Source organism: Photobacterium andalusiense (genome assembly GCF_900185625.1).
GTDB lineage: Bacteria > Pseudomonadota > Gammaproteobacteria > Enterobacterales > Vibrionaceae > Photobacterium > Photobacterium aquimaris.
Map to the genome: position 1 here is coordinate 734,106 of NZ_FYAJ01000001.1, position 26,675 is coordinate 760,780.

Consider the following 26,675-nt stretch of genomic DNA (forward strand, 5'->3'; position numbering starts at 1 on the left):
GTTGCCTATATAGAGAGTACCTGATACATGATTAAAATTGGACAATACAACACACTAGAAGTTATCAAACTGGTAGATTTTGGCGTGTTTCTTAATGGCGGTGATGATTTCGGTAATATCTTGTTACCAAAGAACACTGTGCCAGCAGGTACTAAGCTCGGCGACAAGCTTAAAGTTTTCATTTACTTCGATTCTGAAGATGAAGTGATTGCAACCACTGATGAGCCATTAGTTGAAGTGGGTGGTTTTGCTAAACTGCGTATTGTTGGTGCCACTACCATTGGTGCATTTGCTGATTGGGGTTTACGTAAAGATCTCCTTATTCCATTTAGTGAGCAACGTCGTCGCTTAGAAGAAGGTGAAGAAGTAATGGTTCGTGTTTACACGGATCGTGCATCTGGTCGTATTGTTGGCTCGACTAAGTTTAACCGTTTCCTTGATCAAACACCTGCAAACTACAAAGTAGGCCAAGAAGTACAAGTTATCATTGCTGAAACTACCGAGCTTGGCTATAAAGCGGTTATCAATGGCGAACATTGGGGTTTATTCTTTAAAACAGAAGCATTTGGTAAGCTGTTTATTGGTAAACAACTAAAAGCTTATGTTCAAGAAATTCGTCCAGATGGCAAAATTAACTTATCACTACAAAAAGTAGGTTTAGGTAAGGTTGATGACCTAGCAGATAAGATCCTAACGTCGTTAGAAATCAAAGGTGGATATATTCCGGTAAGTGATAAATCTACTCCTGATGAGATCTTCCGTGTTTTCCGTACCAGTAAAGCAACGTTTAAAAAGACCATTGGTGGCCTCTACAAAAAAGGCTTAATTGTGATTGAAAAAGACGGTATTCGTCTTAACGACAACGATTAATCATCACCGGTATTGATTGCTATTAGTGAAGACAAAAAACCGACATACCACTAGAAATAGTTAAGGATGTCGGTTTTTTTTGAATCTATATCGTAGGTTATTAATCTTTTTGGTGGAGTAACTGTTCGAATTTAGTCATATTCCAACCCATTAGTACGCTATCTCCAATTTTTATAACTGGGACAGAGCGGGCGCCGGTGCGACTTAATTCTTTTCTACCTTGTGGTGTTGCTACATCGACTAAACGAAAAGGGTAATTTTTGGTTTTCATATACTGCTGAGCATCTTTACAATGACCACAGTTTTTTTGAGTAAATAGAGTAATACGTTTCATAATAGTGATTTCGCTACGCTATTTGCCACACACCGAACAGTTTGGTTGCTGCATCAATTTCATCTCACGCCAGTTCATGCTCATTGCATCTAACATTAAGATCTTACCTGTTAATGGTGTACCCATATTGGTTGCCACTTTAATCGCTTCCATTGCTTGTACTGCACCAACAATGCCAACAACAGGCGACATAATACCAGCTTCAACACAGGTTAATGTTTGTTGACCAAAGAGGGCACTTAAACATTGGTAACAAGGTTCACCATCCTGGTAGCTATAAACACTTATTTGACCTTCCATGCGAATAGCAGCCCCAGAAATAAGCGGGGTTTTAGTGGTAAAGCATAATCGATTAAGTTGGTTACGTGTATCAACGTTATCACAACAATCCAACACCAAACTATGTTGCTTAATCAGTGGTAATAACTCGTCATCAGTTAAGCGTTTAGCAATGGTTTCAACAGTTAAATAGGGGTTTATAGCCGTTAATGCTTGTTTAGCTGATTCAACCTTGAGCATGCCAACAGTAGCATCAGTATGTAAGACTTGGCGTTGTAAGTTAGAAACCTCAACCTTATCGTCATCAATCAGGGTGATTTTTCCCACGCCAGCAGCAGCAAGGTATTGTGATGAAGCACAGCCTAAACCACCAGCACCTAAAATTAACATCGATGAGGCTTTTAATGCTTCTTGGCCTTCGAAATCAAATTGGCGCAGAATAATCTGACGGTTATAGCGCAGCATTTCTTGATCTGATAATTCAGCATTGGCATGTTGTTCTATTGTCATAAGTGAAATTACCGTTATTAACTATTTATTCGAGCGTACGTTCTTTGAGATTACATCTAGATGTTGATGCATTAACTTGCTATTTACTGGTTAGCGAGTTAATGCATTGCTAACAAATTAGTACATAGTATGGTTAAACATTTCAATGGTGACTAATTCACCTGCCTCAACACGGCCACGATCTTGTTCTAATACCACAAAGCAGTTAGCGTGGTGCATTGAACTAAATGCGCCTGAGCCTTGATTGCCTGTTGTTGCAACTTCAAATTGGCCATCGCAGTTAATGCTATAGATACCACGTTGGAAGTCAGTACGGCCAGGGCGCTTCTTAAACATAGAGGTTGCCTTGGCTTGTAAACGTACCGGTGGTTGGTATTGGCTATGACCTGCTAGTTTAGCTAACATCGGTTGTACTAATTGGTACAGGGTTAGCATGGCAGAGACTGGGTTACCTGGAAGACCACAGAACCATGCATTATTGATGGTACCAAAGGCAAATGGTTTACCCGGTTTCATGGCTATTTTCCAAAAACCGATTTGGCCTTCTTGATCTAAAATGTCTTTGGTGTAGTCCGCTTCACCGACACTTACGCCGCCAGATGTGATCACAACATCTGCATCTGTTGATGCGGTAAGGAATGCTTGGCGAAGTTTTTCAGGGCAATCTGGGATAATACCGAGATCTAACACATCACAGCCAAATTTTTCTAATAACGCTTTGATACCATAACGGTTACTATCGTAAATTTGACCTGCCGCAAGTGCTTCACCAACAGGGCGTAATTCATCACCAGTTGAGAAAAAGGCTACTTTAGGGCGGCGGTACACTGCAAAGGCAGCAATACCTAATGATGCAAGTAATGGCATTTCACGTGCTGTTAAACGGGTACCTTTAACTAAAACGGTTTCCCCGCAATGCATATCGTCGCCAATAGGGCGAATGTTATCATTGGCTTTAGGCTTGATGTTGAATTGAATGTTATCACCATCAACTTGAGTTTCTTCTTGCATGATAACAACATCAGCACCGACGGGTATTTCAGCGCCAGTCATAATGCGAACACATTGCCCAGCTTCACATGTACCCGTAAAAGGAATACCCGCAAATGATTTACCCACCATAGTTAAGGTATTGGTATGTTCAAGATCAGCAGCACGCAGCGCGTAACCATCCATTGCCGAATTAGCAAATGGCGGCACATTAATAGGAGAAAGAATATCTTCAGCAAGCACCATACCCATTGCATCAGCTAATGCTACCGTGGTGATTGTTGTTAATGGTGAAACCTGAGTCATAATGTTATTTAACGCAGTTTCAACGGTCATTAAACCTGGTACGTCGCAGCATCCCATAATCGAATCCATTTATTTAGTAATGATAATGATGTGAGCAGGTCTGAAAAATTCTCAGTTGAGGTTATCTTGCTACAGATTTTTACTAAGTATTGTTCAGAACGCTAGTTAATAGGTAGTTTACCCTTTATTGACTACCGCGGTAAGAGATTGAATATACTAAAATACACTTGATGTACGTAACCATAAGAAATTTGGTGGTGAAATTATTCTCATTTGGGGGTATTCTGCTAAGGATTTTAGCGCTGGCAAGGTCAGAAGGGTATGTCTTTTTTATTCTACCTAGGTCAGCTGGAGGAAGAGATGACAGCATTAAGTGTATCTGCAATACAAGTACGTGACGCCTTAGCCGCCCGTGGTCTAGAAACCCCGATGACAGCTGATGTAGTAAGTCGTGAAGAAAAGAAAGAAAAAATTGAATACCATATGCGTGAGGTTTTATCGCTATTAGCGTTAGATCTTACCGATGATAGTTTGGTTGAAACACCACACCGTATTGCAAAAATGTATGTCGATGAAATTTTTTCAGGTTTAGATTATAGCAATTTTCCTAAAATCACAGTGATTGAAAATAAAATGAACTGTGATGAAATGGTACGAGTAAAAGACATTACCTTAACCAGTACCTGTGAGCACCACTTAGTAACGATTGATGGTCAAGCAACGATTGCCTATATTCCGCGTGGAAAAATTATTGGTTTATCTAAAATTAATCGTATTGTACGTTTCTTTTCTCAACGACCACAGGTGCAGGAACGTTTAACTCAGCAAGTATTAGTGGCATTACAAACGCTACTTGAAAGTGAAGATGTTGCCGTTACTATTGATGCAACCCATTACTGCGTTAAATCTCGTGGCGTAATGGATGCAACCAGTGTGACCACAACAACTGCATTAGGTGGTATTTTCAAACGTAATCCAGCTACTCGTGCCGAGTTTTTTAATGGTATTCGTTAAGCGTTAATCACTGCCATAGTTAATGTTCTATAAATGCCTGCCAATAGATTATTGGCTGGCATTTTTTATATATATTCAAGAGATAATAGATGGATTTAATTAGGCTTTCTCGTATTAGCATGAAGCACCTTATTACCTTGCATGTGATGTTAGATACTCTGAGTGTGACAGACTGTGCGCAACGGCTGTGTGTTAGTCCATCATCGGTCAGTAAAACCTTGAGTCAGCTTCGAGATACACTAAATGATGAGCTATTTTATCGCCACGGTAATCGGTTGGTATCGACACCATTGGCGCGCCGTTTAGGGCCGACGGTGCATCAGATGATCAGTGATATGAATCAGATCATGACTCAAGAAGAATTTGATGTTGCCAATTATGCCGGTAGCTTTTCACTGTCGATGCGAGAAAGTACCTTTGAATTAATCGCCGTACCTTTGTGTGAACATGTATTGAAACTTGCGCCGAATATTCGGTTAGATATTTGGTCTAAAGATAATATTGGTGTAGGTGGGTTAGCGAAAGGGGTGTTGGATTTTATTATTTTGCCACATGATCTTAGTCAACCACCGAACATTGATAACAATTTAGTGTGGGAAAACCTCTTTACAGATGAAATGGTGTGTTTAATGTCACATCATCACCCACTTGCGACGCAATCACTGACGATTGATGATTATTTACATTATGATCATATTGGTATTGTCGATAATGATCTCAGTGTGCCATTTTTTGAAATGCAGCTCGCACAACAGCACCGTAAACGCAAAGTAATGGTTAATGTCGCTGATTTCGGTGTTGCAGCAACATTGTGCAAAAATACTGAGTTATTGTTTACTTGCTCAAAGAAATGGGCTGAAGTGGCAGCGCAAGCACAATCACTCACCATGAAAGAATTGCCGTTTAATTATGGTCAAGTGGGTTACAGCTTAGTGTGGTATCAACCTAGCATGAATGATCCTGCGTTGCGATGGTTGTATCAACAAATTATCACCGTAGGCCATACTATCGGTCAGGCTAATAAATAAATATTATAGCGACCATGTTAAACGAAAAAGTCAGTGCTGATCTGCTGATCACCACTGACGATAGTTTTTAGCGCTGCTATACATACACGCTAGGTAAGATTAAATTGGTAATATTACGTTCAGTGAGTAATGCCGCCAATGCCTCGATGTTCTCTTTTTTACATGTTGTCCAGTTGAGAGACTCACCAGTAACTCCATGATGCTGAAATGCATTGAGCTTAATACGTACACTGCTATCTAACGCTATTAAATAAGCTGCAACATCATCGATATATTGTTCATAATCGGTGATCTCGGGGATCTGTAATAAACGGACTTCGTATAACTTCTGGTGTTGACTTAACCAATTAATCGTAGCTAAAACACGATCATTATCACGACCAGTTAACCAGCGATGGGTGCTGTTATTCCACGCCTTTAAATCAATCATTGCGCCATCAAGATAGGGTAAGACCATTTGCCACCCAGTAATGCTTAAACTGCCATTACTGTCGATCATACAGCTCAGATGCTGCAAAGTAGTATCGGACTTTATGGCTTTAAATAATGCAATAATGTACGGTAATTGTAGCGTCGCTTCACCACCCGTTACCGTTATGCCATTAATAAAGAATAAATTATCTCTGATTAAAGCCAGAGTATCCGCTACTGTTAATTGTTGTGTTTTCGGGGTCGATTGTTTATTACATGCGCTTAAACAACCATCACACTCAGTGCAACTCGACATATTCCATGCCACAAACGGTTTATTGTTTTGGGTTGTAAGGTGTAGTGATTGCGTTGGACAACTTGGTACGCAATCACCACATTGATTACACATATCAATTGTTTGTGGATTATGACAGTTTTTGCAGCGGTAGTTACACCCCTGCAAAAACAGCACCATACGATTGCCTGGGCCATCAACACATGAGTAGTTCAATATTTTGCTGACTGTGGCAGAAATCATACTATGGGTATCTTTTATTTAGCTGAATAAACGGGTGACATTTCACGGCTAACAACACGTGGTTGACGCTCTAAAATACGTGTGTTTTCAGAAGCTTCTGTACCTAACCAGGTGGTGTTCGTACGTGAACCTTGTTCTTTGAATTTTGAAATATCAGATAACTTAACCATGTAACCTGTTATACGAACAAGATCATTGCTGGCAACGTTTGCGGTAAATTCACGGAATCCTAGAGCCAGTGCGCCTTTGCATAGTTGCATTAATGCCAGTGGATTGTTTTTAATCGTTTCTTCGATAGTCAAAATCTCACTGATACCTGAGGTATAGTATTGATGGTGCGCAGCCAGTGCTTTAATGTGAACCACTGGATCAGGTTCTGTACCATAAGGAATACGAATACCCGGCGTGACTTCGTGGTCACAACTAATACCACCTTGTGAGTGTAATAGAGCACGGCCATTTAAACCGTATTTTACTGGTGTTGTGGTTACGATTTCATTTAATGTTTCACTGATTTTCAGTGCGATAGCATTTGCTGCTTCGTTATGACCATACTTAGCCGTTGATCCTGATTTTTCCATCAGAATGTTTACAGCTTCAGCCATACCGAAAATACCAAACATAGGTGCAAAACGGTTTTCATTGATCAAGCCTTCTGTGGTCAAGAAACCATTAAAGAAGTTTGATTCTTCATGTAAGAAAGCTGAACGAGCTTCAATCAGTTCAAACATTAGTCCACTGTAATGTGGTAGGGTAGCGGTTAGAAATTCTTCAACACTATTACTACGTAGTGCGACTTCTTTTAAGTTCATACGTACTAAGGTGTTAGCACCACCAGCAACAGGTAATGAGTTATAGCAACTTACGATACCAAAACCAGGTGCACCAAATGCGTCTGCAAACATTGGATAGTTAGCAATGTGTGGCTTACTACACTCACAAATATTGTCACACGCTTGCTGTAATAAGCTTTCTGGTGTGATTTGTGGGTCGTACATAAATGTCAAATTGGGTGCAACTTGTTTAAGTTCTGCATCAATGGTTAAAATCATACGACAGACGATGTTATCTGTTGGACCAATATTGACGTGCATAAAGGCATCTGGCAGGGTGCGGTCAAGCATGATCCAGAAATTTTTCAGCTTACGGTATAAGACATCGTCACTTATATCAGTAACAAATGGTAGTAAGATTTGGTCAAGTTGACCAAGGTAAACTGGAATATTTGTGACTGACGGTACGTGATGATAAATGATCGTCAGTAGGTTAATTGCTTCATCTAAATTAGTTGCAGCTTCAAGCTCTAAGTATTCAGAGCCTTGTTGTAAAAATTTTGCGTAATCAGGAAGAACATAACGAGGTTTAAAAGGAGCATTACCTTCAAACATATCACAAATAATACCAGCATCTTTTGCTGCTGAAACGGCAGTGGAAATTGGCATATAGTCTACAATAGCTTCTGCTTCCAACGACAGGAACAATGTTTTCTGCTTAGCACTTAATGTTGGATCAGTAATGATATTTTTAATTTTTGTTTGTAGTGTCATTGCTATGTTCTTCTTATATCCATAGGTTTTGTGCGGCTAATCTAACGGAGAATGTATTTTTCCAGAAGTGAAAAATACAGAACGGTATTTTTCCAAAATGGAAATCCAGTGTTTAATGTAGTTAAAAGTTATTTGATATAAAAAAATACGGTGTACAATAGGCGCAAAGTAAATCAAGCCTTAATTTAACATTAAATAAGTAGGCCTTAAGTTTGTAATTTAGTAACAACAAAATAGCATTATTCACTATTACTTTTTTCATCATTGTAAAGTGGTTGCTGTAGCCTGATACGCCAAATAAGCATAATTAATGAGCACTCAAAAGCGCAACGGCAAGATATTTCTTCTTTTTCACATCGGTTTTATTTTTAATAAAAGAATGTTTTTTTAGGTTTTAAATGTCATTAAATTATAATAATATCAATGCATTAAAGGTTTTTTTTGTCACTTTTAAAGATAAAAAATTGTGATGTGACATAATTAAATTTTAAAGTTTCACTTTTTGAATTGTATCATTTGTTAAAATTTGTCTAAATATAGATAATTAGTTTTTTATGAATTACCGTCATTGCATATCAAATAAGATAGGCTGTAATGCTAGGTATAGTGTATTTTGTTTTATTATATAGGTAAGGATCGCTTTGACGATGTTAAATCCTCAACGTGTTGTTGCTAAGCGTGTTAGCAAGCTTTTAGTTTTATCGCTGATGATTCCCGGTAGTGTTTGGGCTGCTGAAACGAGCTCAGCTATTCCACACAATGTTGCAGCTGCACCAAATACAGTGCAAATTGTTGGTCCAAATGCTGTGTTACCTCAGATTCCAGCAGGTACACGAAAAGCGCCGTTAACATCAGGCAGTGTTGATTGGTCATCATTGAATAATCAACATTTACTTAGCACCAAAATGTTGTGTGGTAATACTGCGAGTAACGTATGTTTCGCACCACAAATAGAACAAGCTTATACACAAAATAAGTTTTACCCACTGTGGAACACTGTTGCATTACGTAAAGAGCTGACAGCACAGCTGCAAATGGTCGCAGATAGTAAAATGCTACCTGGCATTAGCCAGCGTTTAACCGAACTCAACAAACTTGAGCAACAAGGTAATCTGCGTGGTTATGATCTTTTAGCAACTGATACTTATTATGTTTATCGCGCATTTTTAAATTATATTGCTCATCACCGTAATGTATTATTCTTATCTGAGCCTCTAAATATGAGCCAAGAAATGGTTCAGTATGGCAGCGATGAAGATGCATACCCAATGACAATGGCGAAGCTTACAACATACCGTCCTACTTATATTCCATTTGAATCAACCATGAAAATGATTGAGAAGTACCAACAATTGGTACCTCATCATTTGACTCGTGCAAGCTTTAAGTCAACAGTTTACCGCCCTGGTGATGTATTCCCTAATGGTCATGATCTAGTGCAGGTGCTTTATCATTTAGGTGATCTAAGCCAAGCAGATTATGATGCATTATCGGTACAGCCAACAGTGACAAACTCTGGTGTATTGTTAGCAAGCATTAAACTATTTCAAAAACGTCATGGATTAACGCCTGATGGTATTGTTGGTCCTGCGACAATTAAGCAATTAGTAATGCCATATAGTGACATTGCGCGTTTGTTAGCGTTAAACACTTTACGTGTATCGGCATTAAATCGTCATAATGATACTCGTGCTCATATTTGGGTAAATATTCCTAACTATAAGCTAGAGCTTTACGATAACGGGCAAAAAATGTTTGAGTCTAAGGTAATTGTTGGCCGTGATACACGCCCAACAAACCTATTCTCATCAGCGATTACAACAATGGTCGTTAATCCATATTGGAATGTTCCTGTTACGATTAAGCAGCATGATGTAATTCCAAAAGTGAAACTTTCTCGTGATTACCTGAAAGCTCATAACATGCAGATTCTAAATAGCTGGCGAGATCGTACTGTTGTACCACCAAGTAGTATTGATTGGGCAACAGTAAATCCAAAAACATTCCCGCATGAATTTCAGCAAGGTCCTGGTCCACATAACTCATTAGGACGTGTTAAATTCTTGATGCCAAATGATTATGCTATTTTCTTACATGACACACCATCTCGTGGTTTGTTTAACCGTAATAAACGCGATTTAAGTTCTGGTTGTGTGCGTGTTGAGCGTGCTGATGATTTAGCTAATTATGTGATTGACTATCAAAAACGCAATAATATAGATTCTTTTAAATCAATGCTTGATACTCAAAAGAACAAAGTTGTCAGTCTTTCAAAACGGATTGATGTTGATTTTGTTTATTTAACCGCGTGGGTTGATCAAAATGGTCACTTGCAAATGCGTAATGATATTTATGGTTATGACTCACCACAAGCAACGCCAATTAAAACAAAATTCATTACCATGAAAGATTTTGTTAAGCGTTAAAAGATAACCCGACTGCGTAATATTTATTAAAGCCAGCACATAGATGCTGGCTTTTTTGTGTGCTAAATATCGTGGCTCAAGGTAGAATTTAATCATTGTTTTGGAATCAATATAGTTATAGTGTCATCGATGACACAACGAGGAAGTAATGTTAAAAGCTATTTTTTTAGATATGGATGAAACCTTATGTGCAACGTCAGTTGCTGACAAACAAGCGTTGACTACTTTAAAGCATTATGTTCAATCACAGTTTCCAGCCTTAAATGCAGATATTTTTTGTCAACGCTATATTGCAGGGGTTTATAAACAGCTTAATGATGAGTTCCCACAGTTAGTGGCATTATTAGATAATGAACTGCTGTTTAGACAAACGTTAGTCCAAACTTTATTTGCTCAACAACAACTTACCATTACTTTTGATCAGGCTGTTACTATTCAAGCCTCATTTGATGATGGCCGTATGGCTGGATTTGATTTTTTTCCCCATGTAAAAGCGATGTTAGCTTGTTTACGTCAGCAGTATAAGCTGGTGGTGATCACCAATGGCCCAGTTTTTTCACAGCATCCTAAACTGGCTGCGACAGCAATGGTAGAGCATGTTGATTATATTATTGTGGGCGGAGAAGAACCTGAAGAAAAACCTGCGCTAAGTATTTTTCAAAAAGCATTAGAGTTAGTGGGTTGTCAGCCTAATGAAGCTATTCATATGGGGGATTCATTGGCGGCTGATATTGCAGGGGCTAATGGCGCGGGCATTGCAAGTGTATGGATTGATACTGGTAAGGCGAGTGATCACGATAAGCTTTCACAGATTACACCAACCTACATTGTGCAACAGCCACAACAGTTGTTAGATATAATTAAGCAGCACATTGGTTAATATAACGAGTTAAGAGCCATTATTAATGCCTATAAAAACGCCACTGCTTTAACAGTGGCGTTTTTTAGTAAATATGTTGTGACGTTAGCTTATTGTTGTGTAGTTTCTGTCTTACGTGTTTTCCATAACGAAGCGCTGATAGCGATAGTGATGGAAAGAATAATTACACCTAATGAGATTACGGTTGGAATCGCATAAGGTGAGCCAACAAGCAGCATTTTGATACCAATGAAGCTTAGAATAAAGGCTAAAGCAACACGTAAGTAGCAGAAGCGGGTTAGCATACCTTCTAATACGAAATACAGTGAGCGTAAGCCAAGTAGGGCAAATACGTTAGCTGTAAAGACTAAGAAAGCTTCTTGAGTAACGGCGAAAATAGCTGGAATTGAGTCAAGTGCAAACATTACGTCGGTTAAGGCGATAACTGCTACAACGACTAATAATGGTGTTGCAAGCCAGCCTTTGTCATCTTTGACAAACATTTTATGGTCATGATAATCGTCAGCAACTCTAAAGAAGCGTTTAACGAGACGAACAGGGGCTGAATTTGAGAAATCCTCTTGTTCTTCTTCACCTTCACGCCAAAGCTTAAAGCCTGTGTAAAGTAAGAAAACAGCAAAGATATAAAGGATCCAGTGGTAGTCAGCTAAGAGCTTCGCACCAACCCCAATCATGCCGGCACGTAAGATAAGTGCACCCACAATACCTAGCATTAAAATACGTGGACGTAATCTTTCTGGTACGGCAAATTGACCAAAAATAAGTGCAAACACGAATAAGTTATCAACACTGAGAGATTTTTCTAATAAGTAACCAGTAATAAACGATGTTGCTGCTTGTTTATTAGTATATGTGCTTTCAGGCGCCATTTGTGGCCAATATAGGTAAATAAAGCCCATAAAAATAAAGGCTAAAAAGACCCAAAAAACACTCCAAAGTGCAGCTGTTTTGATCGATATTTTACCACCGCGTGTTTGATACAAATCGAGTGCAAGCATTAATACTGTTAATACAGCAAATCCTTCATAACTAAAAATACTCATAGAGTTCTCTCTTTATATAAATATCTAACGCGATAATTTATTGTTATTAAGACTGTTGTTTATTTTGAATATTTATAAAATCACAAATAAAAAACAAGTTTCATAACAAAAAGTTATTACGCAGAATAAAATACGAAAGGTATGCCATAGGCGAGCCTAAACAAAACCTTCCGCGCATTAAAAAAAACCCACGCAATTAAATTACGTCGGTTCGATTACACTTTTATGTAAACGATAATGGCATTGGTCTCGTCAAAATGGTGCTAGTAGTGTTGTCTATGGGTGACAACGATGACTATTAGCAAATCCATTCACGGCTGCCGGAAGCTTGTGGCTTCGAGATGACGACAGGCGAACAATTGTGACTACTCCCCAAACGGGGCAATTTTAGACTTGTAAGCAGTAAGTTACCAGTCGTTTTTGAGGTTAATTTGATTCTATATATTAAATAGCGTTAATTTGGAACGATTGATTGCAAATTTGATGAATAAAGTACCGTTTTATTATTTTAGTTGTGTGAAATAGGCAGCTTAGTACGCTGACAATATGTTCAAAAATGAAGTTTCTGTTGCAATACCTGCATGGTCACTAATTGTTCATATAGAGGCGATACGATATACCCTGTTTTGGGCTATACGATCATAAGGGCGATTAATAGAAACGTCAGATTAACAACGGGATTACCTTTTTTGGGTATGTAGATAACCATAAAGATATCGTTTATGGGTTAGGTTATTCCGGTAATGGCGTTGCACAAACGTGGATTGGAGGACAAATATTATCATCGTTAGTATTAGAACAGCAGAAGATAATGGCCAACAGCCACGATGGATTGATAAGCAATGGGCTAAATTTGCGATGCTGCGGGTAAAGCAGATAAAAGCTAATGCAGTTATTTAGTTTGTTATGATTAAGTGGGAGCTAATAGATTAGCCCCTTTTTTGTTTGTGGTGGAGTGTGTATAGATGCTGTTGATAAAGTGGCTAGTGATTCAATACAAATAGCATCATGACGCCAATATTCTAGATCACAATTAATTAAATTATCGTATTGATCATAGTTGAGTTGTTCAACAAACATTACTGGACTACCAGCATTAAATAACAATGGATTTAGACCTGATTATATGATTGATACAGTCGCGGATTTATCTGTTGTTATTGAGGCAATTAATGCACGTTTAGCTAAAGGGGAGAGGCCTGATTAATTGTGATGTTATTGGTGATAGATAATCAATATTATAACTATTAGCTATTTTTTCGAGAATAAGAGTGATTTTATATATTGCGAAGCGTTAAGTGTTTCCCTTGTGTTAAATGATTGTTTGTTTGGTGTTTTGTTATTAATTATCTATAGTTGGAGCGTGATTTATATCACACATTTTAATTGGTACATGTACAATTGAAATTAATATAGACGTATAGTAATTACATTCGTTAGTTCAACTAACGAGAGCTATATTATATAGAATAAATATCATGTTTCTGACTAAGGATAGCTATGGAAACAGTAATTGATAACGTTGCAGAAAATGCCGTTGTTTTTGATTATACAAATTTTTTATCTAAATCATGCCAGCAACGTTTGTCATTTATAGATGCTTTGAAATATTTAGTTCCTTCACTTGAAGTAACGGTTAAAACAACGAGAAAACACATATCTTGTGCTGAGCAATTAGAAAAAAAAGCATTAAAGGTGTTATCAAGTAATGCGAGTGATACACAGAATATAATTCGACTTTTATATTTAGCTAAACAAGAAGGTATAAAGCAACTTATTGTTTATCTACCATATTCTCTTGAAGAGTATCAACTAGATGAAATTAATAATAAAATGAATAGTACTATTGAATTTGTTAAAGATAACACTGAACAATTACTGTTTATTTTAGATTAAAAGTAATTAAATATAAAAAGGTGACGATTATCGTCACCTTTTTTATATATTGATTATTACCAGAATAACCATGTAAAAATAGTTAAAAAGATAATACAAACAATATTTAAATAAAATCCTACTCGCATCATCTCACTTTGCTTTATAAAGCCAGTACTAAAGACAATGGCGTTTGGCGGTGTAGCAACTGGCAACATGAATGCACAAGATGCACTAATTGCAATTAACGCCGATAATATAACAGGAGACACACCAAGTGCTTCAGCGACTGTGGCAAATACAGGGACTAACAAAGCAGCACTGGCAGTATTACTTGCGAACTCAGTCAGAAAGACCACAAAAATAGCAACGGCTAGTATGGTGAGTAACAGACCAGCTTGCTGCAACATATTACTGAGTTCGTTAGCGAGAAAAACGCTCGTGCCAGTTGCTTTAAGGATATTACTTAAGCAAATACCACCGCCAAAAAGTAATAATACTCCCCAGTCAGTTGAGTTTTTAATATCTTTCCACTCAACCACTCGTGATACAGCAAGCATTATGATGGCGCTGAGTGCAACTAAAGTATCAAACTTAGAAAAACCACCTAGTAGTGCATTAATCGGGTTACTGAAAATCCATAAAGTAACAGTGATTAAAAAAATTGCCATGGTAATTAACTTACCATTGCTCCATTGAATCGGTGAGTGATCGAGCTCAAATTGATGATTAAGATCGGGTTTTAAGGTGATATACAGTAATGCAACAGTAAGGGGTAATAGAATAATTGTGACCGGAACGCCAAAGGCCATCCATTCGGTAAAACTTAATCCAACTTCAGCTGCAGCAATGGCATTAGGTGGGCTACCAACAATTGTTGCTATACCACCAATACTAGCGCAATAGGCGGTACCAAGCAGAACAAAGACGTAGGTTTTATGGCCACTTTTAGTGTTCACTTTGCTGAGGACACCAAGCACAAGCGGTAACATCATCGCTGTTGTTGCTGTGTTACTGATCCACATTGATAATCCAGCAGTGACACCAAATAGCATAAATACAGCAACTGACATTCTTCCTTTTGCCGCAATAAGCACTTTGTCAGCAATGACTTGGTCAAGTTGTTGTTTATGTAGGGCCGCAGCGAGTGCAAATCCACCTAGAAATAAAAAGATAATCGGATTTGAAAAACTGGCAAGCGCTTTAGAGGTATCAAAAATGCCAAATCCAACTGCAAATAAAGGCACCAGTAAAGCGGTAATACTAACGTGAATAGCTTCTGTTAACCACATAACGGCAATAAAAAAGAGAATACTTAATCCAATCACTACATTGCGTTCAAAGGGTAGTGTATTAAGCAGGATGGCCATCATTAAACAATTGCCGATAAGGATTAAGCTGTTTCTATTGAACAGCCAATGTTTGAGTGTAAGAGTGAGGGTTGTCATAGGTGAATCTTCCATATATTGAGGCTACATTATTTTTATAGTTAGCTTTAATAAGCGGAAGTGATCATACGTCGTGTTATGGTGTCGTTTATGTGATGAACTTATATAAATAAAACAGTAAATGTTTGTTTATTGTGGTTATTGTGATCTTGGTGTGAAATGTTTGGGTTGTTATTATTTTTTGTGGGATATTATTGCAACCACATGCATTTTTCTGTCATATGATTTTATAAAACATAGTCGGTGCAGATAATTTTTGTATATGGTAAGATTACATCTGCAACTTGTTGCCTATTTGTTACGGATGATGGCTAGTTATAATGAAAGAAGAAAAATTGTGTTTAACTAAAAAAATTCATAAAGAAGCGCAAGAACATTTACAGACAGTACGTAAACGAGTACTTAGTAATATGAATAATAAAAAACACAGTTAGTCATATTTTAAGGATTAACTGATAGAGCCAATCGTTTAATAAAGCGATTGGCTTTTTTAGTTTTAGTGCTTAATCAATGTAGATTGAGTTGTAATTGCTGCCGATGATGGTGCAGTTTCAACCATAACATTGTTATTTGGCTCTGTGAGTGTAACTGTTGGTTGCGTTTTTACTAGTGGATTAAGAATAGGTTCTTTTGGACCTAAAAACTTAGGTTGTACATGTAAGATAAACAAATCAATCATTGCTTTAACGCGGGCAAAGACTTCTCGTATACGAATCTTAAAACTTGCCATACCACGACGGGGTTCTTTAACTGCTAAGCAGACAGCATTAATGTTGTAATGATCGGCAATAAAAAGCGCTCGTTCACAATGAAATTGTTGGGTAATAATAACAAAACGATCAGCATCAAAGACTTTTTTTGCCCGCACGACAGAATCGAGAGTACGAAACCCTGCATAATCTAATACTATTTCATTACTAGGTACGCCCGCTTTTAATAAATCACGTTTCATGGTTCGAGGTTCATTATATGAACGGTGAGCATTATCACCACTGACTAAAAAAACATCAATCTTATGTTTTTTATAGAGGTCGATAGCAGCAGACATACGGTAGGTATAATAAGGGTTGAGTGTTTTTGCGATGTATTTGCTTGTCCCTAATACTAAACCTACATTATACGACGGTAGTTTTGCTGGGTCGTGATAAATACGGTTTTCTGTTTGTGCAGAAACCCAGCGATCAAGTAATAATAATGAGGCTATAAAAATGATAAAGAGAACTGCAGTAATGCGAATAATGTTGAGCAGTTTCATAATTATCCAAACTAAAAATATAATGCTTTATTAATATCTTACCTTAATAAAATATATTATTGTTCAAAAAAGAGAAAACAGCTGTACTAATTGAGAGAGTTTGTAGTTTTTGTGCGCAAGTTCATGCATTAAAATGCTTTAAATAAAAATTCGAAGCGTTATTAAACACTTCGAATTAGAGATTAATGACTGTTGAATTTAGAATGAAGTACGTTTATAACGGCGGTATTCTGATTTCCAGAAATTAGCGTCGATCTTCTCGCGAATACGCTCATCAGAATTCTTTGGTGCTTTGTGCTGTTCAACTGCTTTTTTAGCAACCGCAAAAGCAATTTTACGTGATACTTTTTGAATATCTTCAAGACCTGGTAATAACGGACCTTCACCATGAATCGCTAATGGCGAGCATTCAGCTAAAGCACGGCTACTTTCCATCAACATTTCATTGGTTACACGGCGAGCATTAACTGCAAGCACACCCAGACCAATACCAGGGAAAATATAGCTATTGTTACATTGAACGATTGGGTAAGTTTTACCTTCGTAAACAACAGGATCAAATGGTGAACCTGTTGCAACTAATGCATTGCCTTCTGTCCAGTGAATCAAATCAAACGGTGTTGCTTCAACACGACTGGTTGGGTTTGATAGTGGAAAGATGATAGGACGAGGACAGTGAGCGTACATTTCACGGATCACTTCTTCACTGAATAACCCAGGAACACCAGAAACACCAATTAATACTGTTGGTTTAGCGTTACGCATAACATCCAATAACGAGATGTTATTATCTAGCAACTCCCAGTCTTGAATATTGGTATTTTTCTGTACCAGTGCTTGCTGGAAGTTGAGTAGATTTGGCATGTTTTCAACTAACAAGCCCCAACGATCCACCATAAATACTTGGCTACGTGCTTGGGCATCAGTAATACCATCAGCAACCATTTGCGCAATAATCGCTTCTGCAATACCACAGCCCGCAGAGCCCGCACCTAAGAAAGTGACACGTTGATCTGATAATTTGGTACCAGCGGCTTTACATGCTGCTAATAGAGAACCAACAGTGACAGCAGCAGTACCTTGAATATCATCGTTAAAGCAACATACTTTATCTTTATAACGCTCAAGCAACGGCATCGCATTTTTTTGAGCAAAATCTTCAAATTGAATTAATGCTTCAGGCCAACGGTGTTTAACTGCTTGAATAAAGTCATCAACAAAATTGTCATATTCACTCCCCGTTATACGCGTATGACGCCAACCCATATACATAGGATCAGATAAACGTTGTGGGTTATTAGTACCTACATCAAGTACTACTGGCAATGTGTAAGCTGGACTAATGCCACCACATGCGGTGTAAAGAGATAGCTTACCAATAGGAATACCCATGCCACCGATACCTTGGTCACCTAAACCAAGAATACGTTCACCATCGGTAACAACGATCACTTTTACATTTTGACGTGACGCGTTATTAAGCATGTCTTCAATGCGGTCACGATTTGGGTACGAAATAAATAGACCGCGTCCACGACGGTAGATATTGGAGAAATCTTCACACGCAGAGCCTACCGTTGGCGTGTAAATAATTGGCATCATTTCGGTGATATGATTTTCAACTAAACGGTAAAAAAGCGTTTCGTTAGTATCTTGAATATTACGTAAATAGATATGGCGATCCATATCATTATCGAATTTTTGATATTGCTGATAAGCACGATCGGTTTGTTCTTCGATTGACTCGATAGCTTCAGGTAGAAGACCTTCTAGATTGAAGAACATACGCTCTTCAACAGAGAATGCGCTGCCTTTGTTTAGTAATGGCGTCTCAAGAAGTATTGGGCCGGCGTAAGGAATATATAGCGGTCTTTTATTGTTGTTCATACAGTAAACTCTGTTACGATTAAGCCAGAAAAAGGAACGATGATTTCGATGGTGCTAATGCTAGAACTTCATCGTGGATAATTCAAAGGCTAGAGTGATTTATTTCGAGAAAGTGATCATGTTTCTGGTGTTTATTTTATTAATAACAATAAATATGGCGTTTTTTTGTAGCGGGAAAGTATTTTATAAAATAAAAGCCCTTAAAGTAAGAGCTTTTATTTGTTAGTAATGATGTTGGGATTAATAATGCCAAGGGAACTTACTGAAATCTTGATCGCGTTTCTCAAGGAAAGCATCACGGCCTTCTTGCGCTTCAGCAGTGCCATAAGCTAAGCGGGTCGCCTCACCTGCAAATAATTGCTGACCAACAAGACCATCGTCTGGCAAGTTAAAGCCGTATTTCAGCATACGCATTGCTGTTGGTGATTTACTGTTAATCTCTTTTGCCCAACGCAGTGCTTCTTCTTCAAGCTCAAAGTGATCAACGACTTTGTTAACCATACCCATGTCATAAGCTTCTTGAGCACTGTAGTTAAAACCACAGAAGAAGATTTCACGAGCACGTTTTTGGCCGATCATTTTCGCTAAGTATGCAGAGCCGTAACCAGAGTCAAATGATGCTACATCAGGATCGGTTTGTTTAAATACCGCATGTTCTTTTGATGCAAGGGTTAAGTCGCATACCACATGCAGGCTATGACCACCGCCAACAGCCCAACCCGGAACAACCGCAATCACAACTTTTGGCATAAAACGAATCAGGCGTTGTACTTCAAGGATATGCAATCGACCCATACGAGCCACATCGGCAGTACCTTCTTCAGCACCTTCATATTTATAGCCATCTTTACCACGGATACGTTGATCGCCACCCGATGAGAAAGACCATTGTCCTTTATGCGACGGGCCATTACCGGTAATTAATACACAACCAACATCAGACCATTGACGTGCATGATCAAGCGCAGTGTACAGTTCATCAACAGTTTTTGGACGAAAGGCATTTAAGCAATCAGGGCGATCAATGGCAATACGTACAGTGCCATGCGCTTTGGCACGGTGATAAGTGATATCTTCAAAGTTAAAGCCCGGAACGGCTTCCCATAATTCAGGATTAAAAATGGTTTTGCTAGTCATACGGCGCAGCCTCCATAAGTAGATGCTGTAAGGCTAGGGAGTTACAGCAAAAAGTCAATTATTGTAGGACGAAACTGACATAATAACGCAAATAAACCAACGATTGTTTATGGAATCAGCAACTATGCAAGCTCTGGAATGACATTACCGCTGTTTATTGTCACAATAAGACTGTCAGTATTAGTAATAGATTGAATTATGTACGCTTCATTGCCTATCGATAGTATTAAGTCCGATTTTTTAGCTGCATTATCTCAGCAGCATATAGTGGTTGAAGCTGAAACAGGTTCGGGAAAATCAACCCGTTTACCTTTATGGGCTGCACAAGTTGGCCGCGTGCTGGTGGTTGAACCGCGACGTGTAGCCTGTACATCGTTAGCGGAATACTTAACCACTGATGTTGCTAATCCGCAACAAATATCAGTGGGCTATGCGATTCGGTTTGAACAACATTTTGATGATAATACTCAAGTTGTATTTGCAACACCTGGAGTTGCACTACGATGGTTAAGTGATGATCAATTAGCCCAATTTAATACAGTTATTATTGATGAGTTCCATGAACGGCGTTGGGATACTGATTTACTGCTCGCACTTTTAAAACAGCGTCAAAGTCATCGCTTAGTTGCAACATCGGCCACTATGGATAGCCAACGGTTAGTTGAATATCTTAATGCCGCTTATTTATATGCAGCAGGACGTCATTTTGAGGTTGAGGTTGATCATTATGCAACGGATAACCAAACCATGCCTAGTGGCGATCATCTTGAACAGCGGATCGTCAAACTACTCTGTCAGCATTATGAGAATCATCAAGATATATTGGTATTTTTACCGGGAAGAAAAGAAATTAGTGCAACAATGCAAGCGCTTAAACGTTACTTTGTTGATGAGATAGCATCAAGTGTCATTGATGTGATCCCACTGCATGCCTCAGTAACTGATGATGAACGCCAACGGGCATTAACCGCCAACGAGAAGCAACGGATCATATTAGCCACTAATGTTGCTGAAACATCGCTGACCATTCCCGGGGTAACATTAATTATTGATTCTGGATTAGAGCGTCGTACTCACCAGCGTAATGGGCGAACGGTGTTATCACTGCATGCGATTTCAAAAGCCAGTGCTGAGCAACGCAAAGGCCGTGCCGGACGAGTTAAAGATGGTGTTTGTCTGCGTTTATATGGCAAAGCTGCGCCACTAGAGCGATTAACCCCTGCAGAATTACAACGTGAAGAGCTAGTTGAACCGTATTTAGCGGCTTTATGCTGTAATGCAAAATTTTCACAATTACTCTTTATTGATCCTCTACCTGAGAAAACCTTAGCAAGTGCTTTTGAGGCCTTGTTGACCATGAAAGCGGTCAACAATGAAGAAGTTGTCACTGATTATGGTCGCCGTTTGTATCAATTACCGATTGATAGCTTATTTGCCCATTTAATTACTGCGATGCCTGAGCGTCGCCATCAAGAAGCGATGGTTGATTTAGCGGCAGCGTTATCTATTCCGCAAAAATTGTGGCAACCGCCGAAATCAGAGCAAGATCAGCAGGCGTTGTTTTTATGGCTCGGAAAGCAATATTGTGATGCAACAGCGTTAATTAAAATTATACGGGCGGATATGGTCCCTGAATGGTTAACCGTTGATGACAATATGCGTGCAGAAGCACGATTATTAGCATCTAAAATGCGCGAAGTGCTGCAATTGCCTCAGCTCGAAGCAAGCAGTGCATTTCGTCGTCAGCCATGGATAGAGGCGGTGATGAATGCAACTCCTGAATTAGTTTACATACGTCGCCAACGACGTCGACAAGCATTAGCAAATGGCTTTAATGAAGTCACATTAAGCCGAGATACTTTATTTGCTATTGAGCATGATCAAGCTACTGAAGCTGCAGTAGTGTTTGATCAATTTGCTTTACCAGGAAAAGGCATTAAGCAAAACCTCGTTTTAGCAACCTGTATTGCACCAGTGACGCTGTCACAAATTATCGCGCTTGATCTTGGTGAAAACCAGCAAGGACAAACTGTTGAAACCTGCGCGGGTCACTTCCAGACCGCTATTGAACGAATTTATGCTGGGCAGGTTATCGATACTCAATGGCAAGATGTCAGTGGTACAGCAGCGAGTACCGCGATTGTTGATTTGATTTTAGCCAATGACGTATTAGAAGGATTAGCCGCACGGTTAAAAGTCGATATACAACAATGGAATTTATACTTAGCTTTGGGCCATTATCAAGCTGATATTTGTCAGCGTGAGCCTGAAGTAGTAAATTTAACAATGTGGCTATCACAACAAATTACCGATCTTGGAATTGAAACGATCGATGATATTGCTTTATTCAGTGCTGAAGATTTTGTATTTGATGGTATTCCGGATTGGGAGCGTGAAGCGTTTGATAATCAATACCCGCACAGAGTGAGGTTAAATGATTTTGAGATGCAGATTGAATATCAGATCAGCCGTAAAACTGTAATTGCACATTATTATCAAGGTAACCGTAAACAAGATCCTAAACGGTGGGAGTTACCACGCTGGCAAGGTTGGCGAATTAAATATAAAAAAGCCAGCCGTACGATTGATATTCACTAATAACAGAGTAAAAAAAGCATGCCACAGTAGTGGATAGCTACTGTGGCTTACGTAATTAAGGTCAAGGCTGTTGTGATAAGGCTTTGGCAGCGTTAAGTTTAGCGCGAATAAATTCTGAGTGATCTAAATAGATCAAGTCTGATACTTGTCTGATCACAGCTTCTTCCAAAGGATCAATCACCCCGTCGGCATAAGCGACTTGCCACATAGCCTCAATTAATTGGTAGCGTTGGGGTTGTGATAACTCTCGTAATTTATTAGTGAACTCATACAAAGATACCGATTTTTGGCTTTGTTGTTGAGCTTGTTCTAGTAATATCAGTGCTTGCTCTTCAGTGGTATCAAGCAGCTTAATTAACAGTTGTATTTTAGCTTGTTCTTCGCGTGGGTCACGATCATGATCGGCATTAGCGACCTCACACAGCAATGATGCCATTGTTAAATTAAGTGTTGGTGTATCGACTGCGCCAGCACTCGCACTTTCATTCATAACTTGTCTAAACAAAGTTCGTAATGTCGAAAACATTGTGGCCCTTATTTTGGTGATAATTACGTATAACTAACCCTTAAGTCTATAACGATATGGCGTAAAAATAAAAGTCGCTAAATATACGTTTGCAGTTTTACAGGTTATATCCACTTACGCCGATAAAATAATGCCAATTGTAGGATTAATACTCCGACTAATAATCCACAGAAAATTGAAAATGATAAGTGATCCTCAGCTCCAGGAATACCATCAAGGTTAACTCCAAATAAGCCGGTTAAAAAACCAAGAGGCAAGAAGACTGTGGTAATCAGCGATAGAAAGTATAGACGTTGATTTAATGCTTCTGATTGTAAGCTCATTAATTCTTCTTGGGTTACATTGGCGCGTTCACGGATTGCATTAAGATCATCAAGTGCATGACTGATCTTTTCGTCAACCTCATGAATTTTTTGACGTTCTGCTAAAGAAAGCAATGGCGTTTCTATGGTTATTAACTTTGCTAATGCATCGCGTTGTGGGGTCATTGAATGGCGTAGTTTTACCGTTTCACGACGTAATACCGCGATATTATTACGTAAATTCATATCGCTATCAGTCATGACTTGCTCTTCAAGCTCGGTCAATTGCTCATCAAGATTATCAATAACTTTCATTTTTCGACTGACCAAATGGTCACATAAACTTAAAATAAAATTACCAATAGTTGTCGGACCAAAACCACCTTCAATATGATCAGCAATACGAGAGATTGCTACCACAGGTTGGTCTGAAGTAGTAACAATTAGGTTTTTAGTGAAATAACCACGAATAGACAGCATTTTATCTGATGGCTTATGTTGGCTATCTTTATCAATATCCACACCGCGTAATGCTAAGAAAAAGCCATCTTTAGTTTGGTTCAAACGTGGGCGATCTCGATCATTGGTCAGCGAATCTTTCTCGATATCAGGCAATTGGCTTTGTTGTATCCATTGCTGTGCTTGTGGCTGAGTAAAGTCGAGGTGTAGCCAGAGTAAACCATCAGTAGATTGCCAGTTATTAATTTTATCAAGGGTCAGTGCTGGTTTGGAATGATCGCCATTAAGTTGATAACAGTAAGCAAAACAATGTGGCATAGAGGATCCCTTCAATAGTGCTAAGTACTTAAGTCTTATTTATTTTATGCTTATAAGCTTAACCGATATAAGCCATCGATAGAAAATAAAATATTTTGTGGTTATTGATTGAGCAGTAACGCTTAAGATTCACTCTGAAAGCGTGATCTGAACTGACGTGGGGTAAAAGAACTCCAACGTTTAAAACGGGTACTAAAATTGGTCGGGTTTGGGTAACCACAAAAATCACTGATATGTTGAATAGGCCATGAAGTGGTAGTTAATAAACCTGCGGCATGCTCCATACGCAAATGGGTTAAGCGTGCCATTGGTGATTGACTATAATATTGCTGACACAAACGGTGTAAGTGAGGTTCAGAGCATGGGTACACGGCAGCAAGATCTTTTACTTGCCATGGATAGTGTAATTGCCGTTTAGCATGTTGAAATACACGTTCTAAACGCTGCAAAGCCAATGGTGAGTGAGGTGCTGTACGGTTAGCAACCAATAAGCATAATTGTTCAGTGATGTTGGTTGAAATTTGATCTGCAAGGGGATAGTTCAAACACAGTGCTTGTTGAAGGCAATCGATAGTTTGAAATAATAATGATCCTGATTGAGTTGGATAATAGGTTATTTCATGGGGTAAGCGCTGATCCCAATAACTTTGTTGTTCTAACATTACCCATGCCATATCCCAAATAAGCTCCTGATTCTCGTCTGGGTTGATATCAAATCCATTCTCACATCCCGGTGGTACATATATGACATGCTCTGGTTGTAAATCCCATTGTTTGGTTGGCGTGCTAAGCATACCGCGACCTTTGATCGTAAATAGCAGCATATGCATATCAGGGTTGCGGCGATAAATAGTAAACGCTTCTTTGCCATAATTAATGCCACATTGAATAATGTGTTTTTGTTCCAAGGCTAATGATTGTACTTGGTCAATAATGATTGATTGGCATTGCGATGAAATATTTAAATGTTCAAACCATGCCATTTAAACGTCCTTTTAGATTAAATTTGATAGTTTGGCAAACGTTTTTGATTGCTTAGAATAACCGTAAATTAATAACAATAGGTATGATCACTATCACAAGCTAACTGTTAATTGAGTATTTAATTATGACGACATGGCGTACATCAGCAGATAGAAATTTTTGGAAAAAAACGTGGCAGTTAGCATTACCTGTTTCGATGCAGTCGATGTTGTTTGCATTACTGGGTTTAGTCGATGTGCTGATGGTGTCAAAATTGGGTGAGTCACCAGTGGCTGCCGTGGGTATTGGTAACCGTATTTTCTTTTTCAATTTATTGCTGGTGGTGGGTGTCAGTGGTGCGGTTGGTGTTTTAGCTGCCCAATATTTTGGCGCAGGGAGAATGGATGGCGTACGTCGAACCTTATTACAATCGTGGGTGTGTGCGATTGCTTTTACGTTACCTTTTGCCATTATTTACCGCTTGTTTCCACAGCAAATCGTTGCTGTGATTAGCGATCAAGCTGATTTTGTTCTTCATGCTAAAGATTACCTGTATGTCTGTGGTTGGAGTATTATTTTTACAGCGATTGTGGTGCCATTAGAGGCGGCTTTACGTGCTGTTGGTGAAGCAAAAATGCCAACTTATGTTGGTCTTGTGGCGGTGTTATTAAACGCGACCTTAAATGCATTATTGATTTTTGGTTTATATGGTTTTCCAGAAATGGGGGTCGCAGGGGCGGCGTTAGGAACAACGATTTCTCGTGGTATTCAAACCGTTATTTTATTAACTGTTACTTATTACCGTCATCGTGAGATTCTGCCGTTAGCGATTGATATTGATACAGCTAAAACCCCACAAGCCCGTAAGCGTTACTTTGCGATTGCGATGCCAATGATCATTCATGATGCAGGCTGGGCAATGGGAGTATTGGTTTACAGTGTTATTTTTGCTCAATTAGGTGTGACAGAGTTAGCCATCATTAGTTTGCTGGCACCAATTGAAGGGGTACTTATTTCGGCCTTTATTGGTTTTGCTGTTGCCGCTTCGACTATTTTAGGTCATGAGCTGGGCGCTGAGAATTACCAACGTGCTTGGCATCAATCATGGTTTTTTATTGGATTGAGTGTATCAATGGCCTTTGTGCTTGGTATCTCGATTTGGTTAGCAAGTGATACTGTAAGTATATGGCTTCAACGGGCAGATACGCCAAACTTAACTATGTCATTAAATGTCACTATGGTGCTTGCGCTTGGGCTGTTTTTAAAAGTGTTTAACATGGTAGGTATTGGCGGCGTGTTACGTAGCGGTGGTGATATTAAATACAGTATTTTCATTGATTTGTTTGGTCAATGGGGAGTGGGTATTCCTTTAGCAATCTTTACTGGGGTCTTTTTAGGTTGGCCTTTGCATTGGGTATTAACGGCTATTTTAGCAGAAGAAATAGTGAAAGTAGCTCTGACAACTTACCGTATTCGAGGCCGTAAGTGGTTAGCTAATTTGATAAATGATACTGACCAAGTATTAGTATCAGTGTAATCGTTTGTAAACATACAGTTTATAAATAAGATTTGCCCATTTGAATGCCAACAAATGGGCTTTTTTTATGACTGATTAGGTTGTTGTGAGTAATTGTCTTTTAAGCAGATCTCACACCGTTTGATTTGTGATAGAATTAACAAAAATTTCGAATCGCCAAAGTTATACCGAGTATATTGTTGTATTTGAATGAT

The 26,675-nt window shown here is 38.7% G+C and carries 21 protein-coding genes and 1 pseudogene; 9 read left to right on the forward strand and 13 right to left on the reverse strand.

Translation table 11 applies throughout. From position 1 onward, the window contains the following. Positions 1–27: 27 nt before the first annotated feature. Positions 28–870 carry a CvfB family protein gene (locus PAND9192_RS03335; protein WP_087852525.1) on the forward strand — a complete coding sequence of 281 codons (843 nt, stop codon included), beginning with the start codon at positions 28–30 and terminating at the stop codon, positions 868–870. 100 nt (positions 871–970) lie between these two features. On the opposite strand, the gene PAND9192_RS03340 is transcribed toward PAND9192_RS03335, so the two are convergent. From PAND9192_RS03340 to moeA, 3 genes are all read right to left on the reverse strand, one after another. Next, positions 971–1,204, reverse strand: coding sequence for a glutaredoxin family protein (locus PAND9192_RS03340; protein ID WP_087852526.1), 234 nt, complete (start codon positions 1,202–1,204; stop codon positions 971–973). An 18-nt stretch (positions 1,205–1,222) separates the two neighbouring features. After that, entirely contained in the window at positions 1,223–1,993 is a 771-nt protein-coding gene (gene moeB / locus PAND9192_RS03345; RefSeq protein WP_087852527.1) for a molybdopterin-synthase adenylyltransferase MoeB, read from the reverse strand. Positions 1,994–2,110: 117 nt separating this feature from the next. Beyond that, on the reverse strand, positions 2,111–3,346 hold the full coding sequence (gene moeA / locus PAND9192_RS03350) for a molybdopterin molybdotransferase MoeA (RefSeq protein ID WP_087852528.1): 1,236 nt from the start codon (positions 3,344–3,346) through the stop codon (positions 2,111–2,113). A 303-nt stretch (positions 3,347–3,649) separates the two neighbouring features. On the opposite strand from moeA, the gene folE reads away from it, so the two are divergent. Together folE and PAND9192_RS03360 are read left to right on the forward strand one after the other, a co-directional pair. Further along, a complete protein-coding gene (gene folE / locus PAND9192_RS03355) occupies positions 3,650–4,303 on the forward strand; it encodes a GTP cyclohydrolase I FolE (protein ID WP_087852529.1) in 654 nt (217 codons plus the stop codon). Positions 4,304–4,392: 89 nt separating this feature from the next. Then, positions 4,393–5,331, forward strand: a complete 939-nt coding sequence (locus PAND9192_RS03360; RefSeq protein WP_087852530.1) for a LysR family transcriptional regulator — start codon at positions 4,393–4,395, stop codon at positions 5,329–5,331. Positions 5,332–5,407: 76 nt separating this feature from the next. On the opposite strand, the gene PAND9192_RS03365 is transcribed toward PAND9192_RS03360, so the two are convergent. Further along, on the reverse strand, positions 5,408–6,280 hold the full coding sequence (locus tag PAND9192_RS03365; RefSeq protein ID WP_087852531.1) for a YjjW family glycine radical enzyme activase: 873 nt from the start codon (positions 6,278–6,280) through the stop codon (positions 5,408–5,410). Positions 6,281–6,294: 14 nt separating this feature from the next. Beyond that, the gene (locus tag PAND9192_RS03370; protein ID WP_087852532.1) at positions 6,295–7,827 is read right to left on the reverse strand and encodes a YjjI family glycine radical enzyme; all 1,533 of its coding nucleotides are present in this window, start codon (positions 7,825–7,827) and stop codon (positions 6,295–6,297) included. Between the two features lie 647 nt (positions 7,828–8,474). On the opposite strand from PAND9192_RS03370, the gene PAND9192_RS03375 reads away from it, so the two are divergent. Beyond that, positions 8,475–10,253 (forward strand): L,D-transpeptidase family protein, encoded by a 1,779-nt coding sequence (locus PAND9192_RS03375; RefSeq protein WP_087852533.1) that lies wholly within the window; start codon positions 8,475–8,477, stop codon positions 10,251–10,253. Positions 10,254–10,401: 148 nt separating this feature from the next. After that, complete coding sequence (locus PAND9192_RS03380; RefSeq protein ID WP_087852534.1) at positions 10,402–11,133, forward strand: HAD family hydrolase; 732 nt, start codon at positions 10,402–10,404, stop codon at positions 11,131–11,133. Positions 11,134–11,222: 89 nt separating this feature from the next. On the opposite strand, the gene PAND9192_RS03385 is transcribed toward PAND9192_RS03380, so the two are convergent. Next, on the reverse strand, positions 11,223–12,176 hold the full coding sequence (locus PAND9192_RS03385; RefSeq protein WP_087819690.1) for a TerC family protein: 954 nt from the start codon (positions 12,174–12,176) through the stop codon (positions 11,223–11,225). Between the two features lie 676 nt (positions 12,177–12,852). On the opposite strand from PAND9192_RS03385, the pseudogene PAND9192_RS03390 reads away from it, so the two are divergent. Continuing rightward, positions 12,853–13,063, forward strand: a pseudogene (locus tag PAND9192_RS03390) (FAD-dependent oxidoreductase); the annotation flags it as partial. Positions 13,064–13,676: 613 nt separating this feature from the next. Beyond that, entirely contained in the window at positions 13,677–14,072 is a 396-nt protein-coding gene (locus tag PAND9192_RS03400) for a hypothetical protein (protein ID WP_087852536.1), read from the forward strand. A gap of 56 nt (positions 14,073–14,128) precedes the next feature. Here PAND9192_RS03400 and PAND9192_RS03405 read toward each other — a convergent pair whose 3' ends face one another. From PAND9192_RS03405 to PAND9192_RS03420, 4 genes are all read right to left on the reverse strand, one after another. Continuing rightward, positions 14,129–15,499: an SLC13 family permease gene (locus tag PAND9192_RS03405; RefSeq protein ID WP_087852537.1), complete on the reverse strand. Its 1,371-nt coding sequence runs from the start codon at positions 15,497–15,499 to the stop codon at positions 14,129–14,131. A 496-nt stretch (positions 15,500–15,995) separates the two neighbouring features. Continuing rightward, the gene (locus tag PAND9192_RS03410; protein WP_087852538.1) at positions 15,996–16,754 is read right to left on the reverse strand and encodes a SanA/YdcF family protein; all 759 of its coding nucleotides are present in this window, start codon (positions 16,752–16,754) and stop codon (positions 15,996–15,998) included. Positions 16,755–16,952: 198 nt separating this feature from the next. Next, complete coding sequence (locus PAND9192_RS03415; RefSeq protein ID WP_087852539.1) at positions 16,953–18,641, reverse strand: NAD-dependent malic enzyme; 1,689 nt, start codon at positions 18,639–18,641, stop codon at positions 16,953–16,955. A gap of 240 nt (positions 18,642–18,881) precedes the next feature. Then, complete coding sequence (locus PAND9192_RS03420) at positions 18,882–19,778, reverse strand: 1,4-dihydroxy-2-naphthoyl-CoA synthase (RefSeq protein WP_060998009.1); 897 nt, start codon at positions 19,776–19,778, stop codon at positions 18,882–18,884. A 198-nt stretch (positions 19,779–19,976) separates the two neighbouring features. On the opposite strand from PAND9192_RS03420, the gene PAND9192_RS03425 reads away from it, so the two are divergent. Further along, the gene (locus PAND9192_RS03425) at positions 19,977–22,376 is read left to right on the forward strand and encodes a helicase-related protein (RefSeq protein WP_087852540.1); all 2,400 of its coding nucleotides are present in this window, start codon (positions 19,977–19,979) and stop codon (positions 22,374–22,376) included. Between the two features lie 61 nt (positions 22,377–22,437). Here PAND9192_RS03425 and PAND9192_RS03430 read toward each other — a convergent pair whose 3' ends face one another. The 3 genes from PAND9192_RS03430 to PAND9192_RS03440 form a co-directional block, all read right to left on the reverse strand. Beyond that, positions 22,438–22,902 (reverse strand): tellurite resistance TerB family protein, encoded by a 465-nt coding sequence (locus PAND9192_RS03430; protein ID WP_087852541.1) that lies wholly within the window; start codon positions 22,900–22,902, stop codon positions 22,438–22,440. A gap of 104 nt (positions 22,903–23,006) precedes the next feature. Then, a complete protein-coding gene (locus PAND9192_RS03435; protein ID WP_087852542.1) occupies positions 23,007–23,981 on the reverse strand; it encodes a zinc transporter ZntB in 975 nt (324 codons plus the stop codon). A gap of 122 nt (positions 23,982–24,103) precedes the next feature. Then, positions 24,104–24,964, reverse strand: coding sequence for a helix-turn-helix transcriptional regulator (locus PAND9192_RS03440; protein WP_087852543.1), 861 nt, complete (start codon positions 24,962–24,964; stop codon positions 24,104–24,106). Positions 24,965–25,089: 125 nt separating this feature from the next. Here PAND9192_RS03440 and PAND9192_RS03445 point away from each other — a divergent pair, with 125 nt between their 5' ends. Further along, entirely contained in the window at positions 25,090–26,481 is a 1,392-nt protein-coding gene (locus PAND9192_RS03445; RefSeq protein WP_087852544.1) for an MATE family efflux transporter, read from the forward strand. Positions 26,482–26,675: the final 194 nt, after the last annotated feature.

Bases quoted from the DNA above. Each gene is read 5' to 3' on its own strand.
- PAND9192_RS03335 (WP_087852525.1), top strand. From the start codon at position 28: ATGATTAAAATTGGACAATACAACACACTAGAAGTTATCAAACTGGTA.
- PAND9192_RS03340 (WP_087852526.1), bottom strand. From the start codon at position 1,204: ATGAAACGTATTACTCTATTTACTCAAAAAAACTGTGGTCATTGTAAA.
- moeB (WP_087852527.1), bottom strand. From the start codon at position 1,993: ATGACAATAGAACAACATGCCAATGCTGAATTATCAGATCAAGAAATG.
- moeA (WP_087852528.1), bottom strand. From the start codon at position 3,346: ATGGGATGCTGCGACGTACCAGGTTTAATGACCGTTGAAACTGCGTTA.
- folE (WP_087852529.1), top strand. From the start codon at position 3,650: ATGACAGCATTAAGTGTATCTGCAATACAAGTACGTGACGCCTTAGCC.
- PAND9192_RS03360 (WP_087852530.1), top strand. From the start codon at position 4,393: ATGGATTTAATTAGGCTTTCTCGTATTAGCATGAAGCACCTTATTACC.
- PAND9192_RS03365 (WP_087852531.1), bottom strand. From the start codon at position 6,280: ATGATTTCTGCCACAGTCAGCAAAATATTGAACTACTCATGTGTTGAT.
- PAND9192_RS03370 (WP_087852532.1), bottom strand. From the start codon at position 7,827: ATGACACTACAAACAAAAATTAAAAATATCATTACTGATCCAACATTA.
- PAND9192_RS03375 (WP_087852533.1), top strand. From the start codon at position 8,475: ATGTTAAATCCTCAACGTGTTGTTGCTAAGCGTGTTAGCAAGCTTTTA.
- PAND9192_RS03380 (WP_087852534.1), top strand. From the start codon at position 10,402: ATGTTAAAAGCTATTTTTTTAGATATGGATGAAACCTTATGTGCAACG.
- PAND9192_RS03385 (WP_087819690.1), bottom strand. From the start codon at position 12,176: ATGAGTATTTTTAGTTATGAAGGATTTGCTGTATTAACAGTATTAATG.
- PAND9192_RS03400 (WP_087852536.1), top strand. From the start codon at position 13,677: ATGGAAACAGTAATTGATAACGTTGCAGAAAATGCCGTTGTTTTTGAT.
- PAND9192_RS03405 (WP_087852537.1), bottom strand. From the start codon at position 15,499: ATGACAACCCTCACTCTTACACTCAAACATTGGCTGTTCAATAGAAAC.
- PAND9192_RS03410 (WP_087852538.1), bottom strand. From the start codon at position 16,754: ATGAAACTGCTCAACATTATTCGCATTACTGCAGTTCTCTTTATCATT.
- PAND9192_RS03415 (WP_087852539.1), bottom strand. From the start codon at position 18,641: ATGAACAACAATAAAAGACCGCTATATATTCCTTACGCCGGCCCAATA.
- PAND9192_RS03420 (WP_060998009.1), bottom strand. From the start codon at position 19,778: ATGACTAGCAAAACCATTTTTAATCCTGAATTATGGGAAGCCGTTCCG.
- PAND9192_RS03425 (WP_087852540.1), top strand. From the start codon at position 19,977: ATGTACGCTTCATTGCCTATCGATAGTATTAAGTCCGATTTTTTAGCT.
- PAND9192_RS03430 (WP_087852541.1), bottom strand. From the start codon at position 22,902: ATGTTTTCGACATTACGAACTTTGTTTAGACAAGTTATGAATGAAAGT.
- PAND9192_RS03435 (WP_087852542.1), bottom strand. From the start codon at position 23,981: ATGCCACATTGTTTTGCTTACTGTTATCAACTTAATGGCGATCATTCC.
- PAND9192_RS03440 (WP_087852543.1), bottom strand. From the start codon at position 24,964: ATGGCATGGTTTGAACATTTAAATATTTCATCGCAATGCCAATCAATC.
- PAND9192_RS03445 (WP_087852544.1), top strand. From the start codon at position 25,090: ATGACGACATGGCGTACATCAGCAGATAGAAATTTTTGGAAAAAAACG.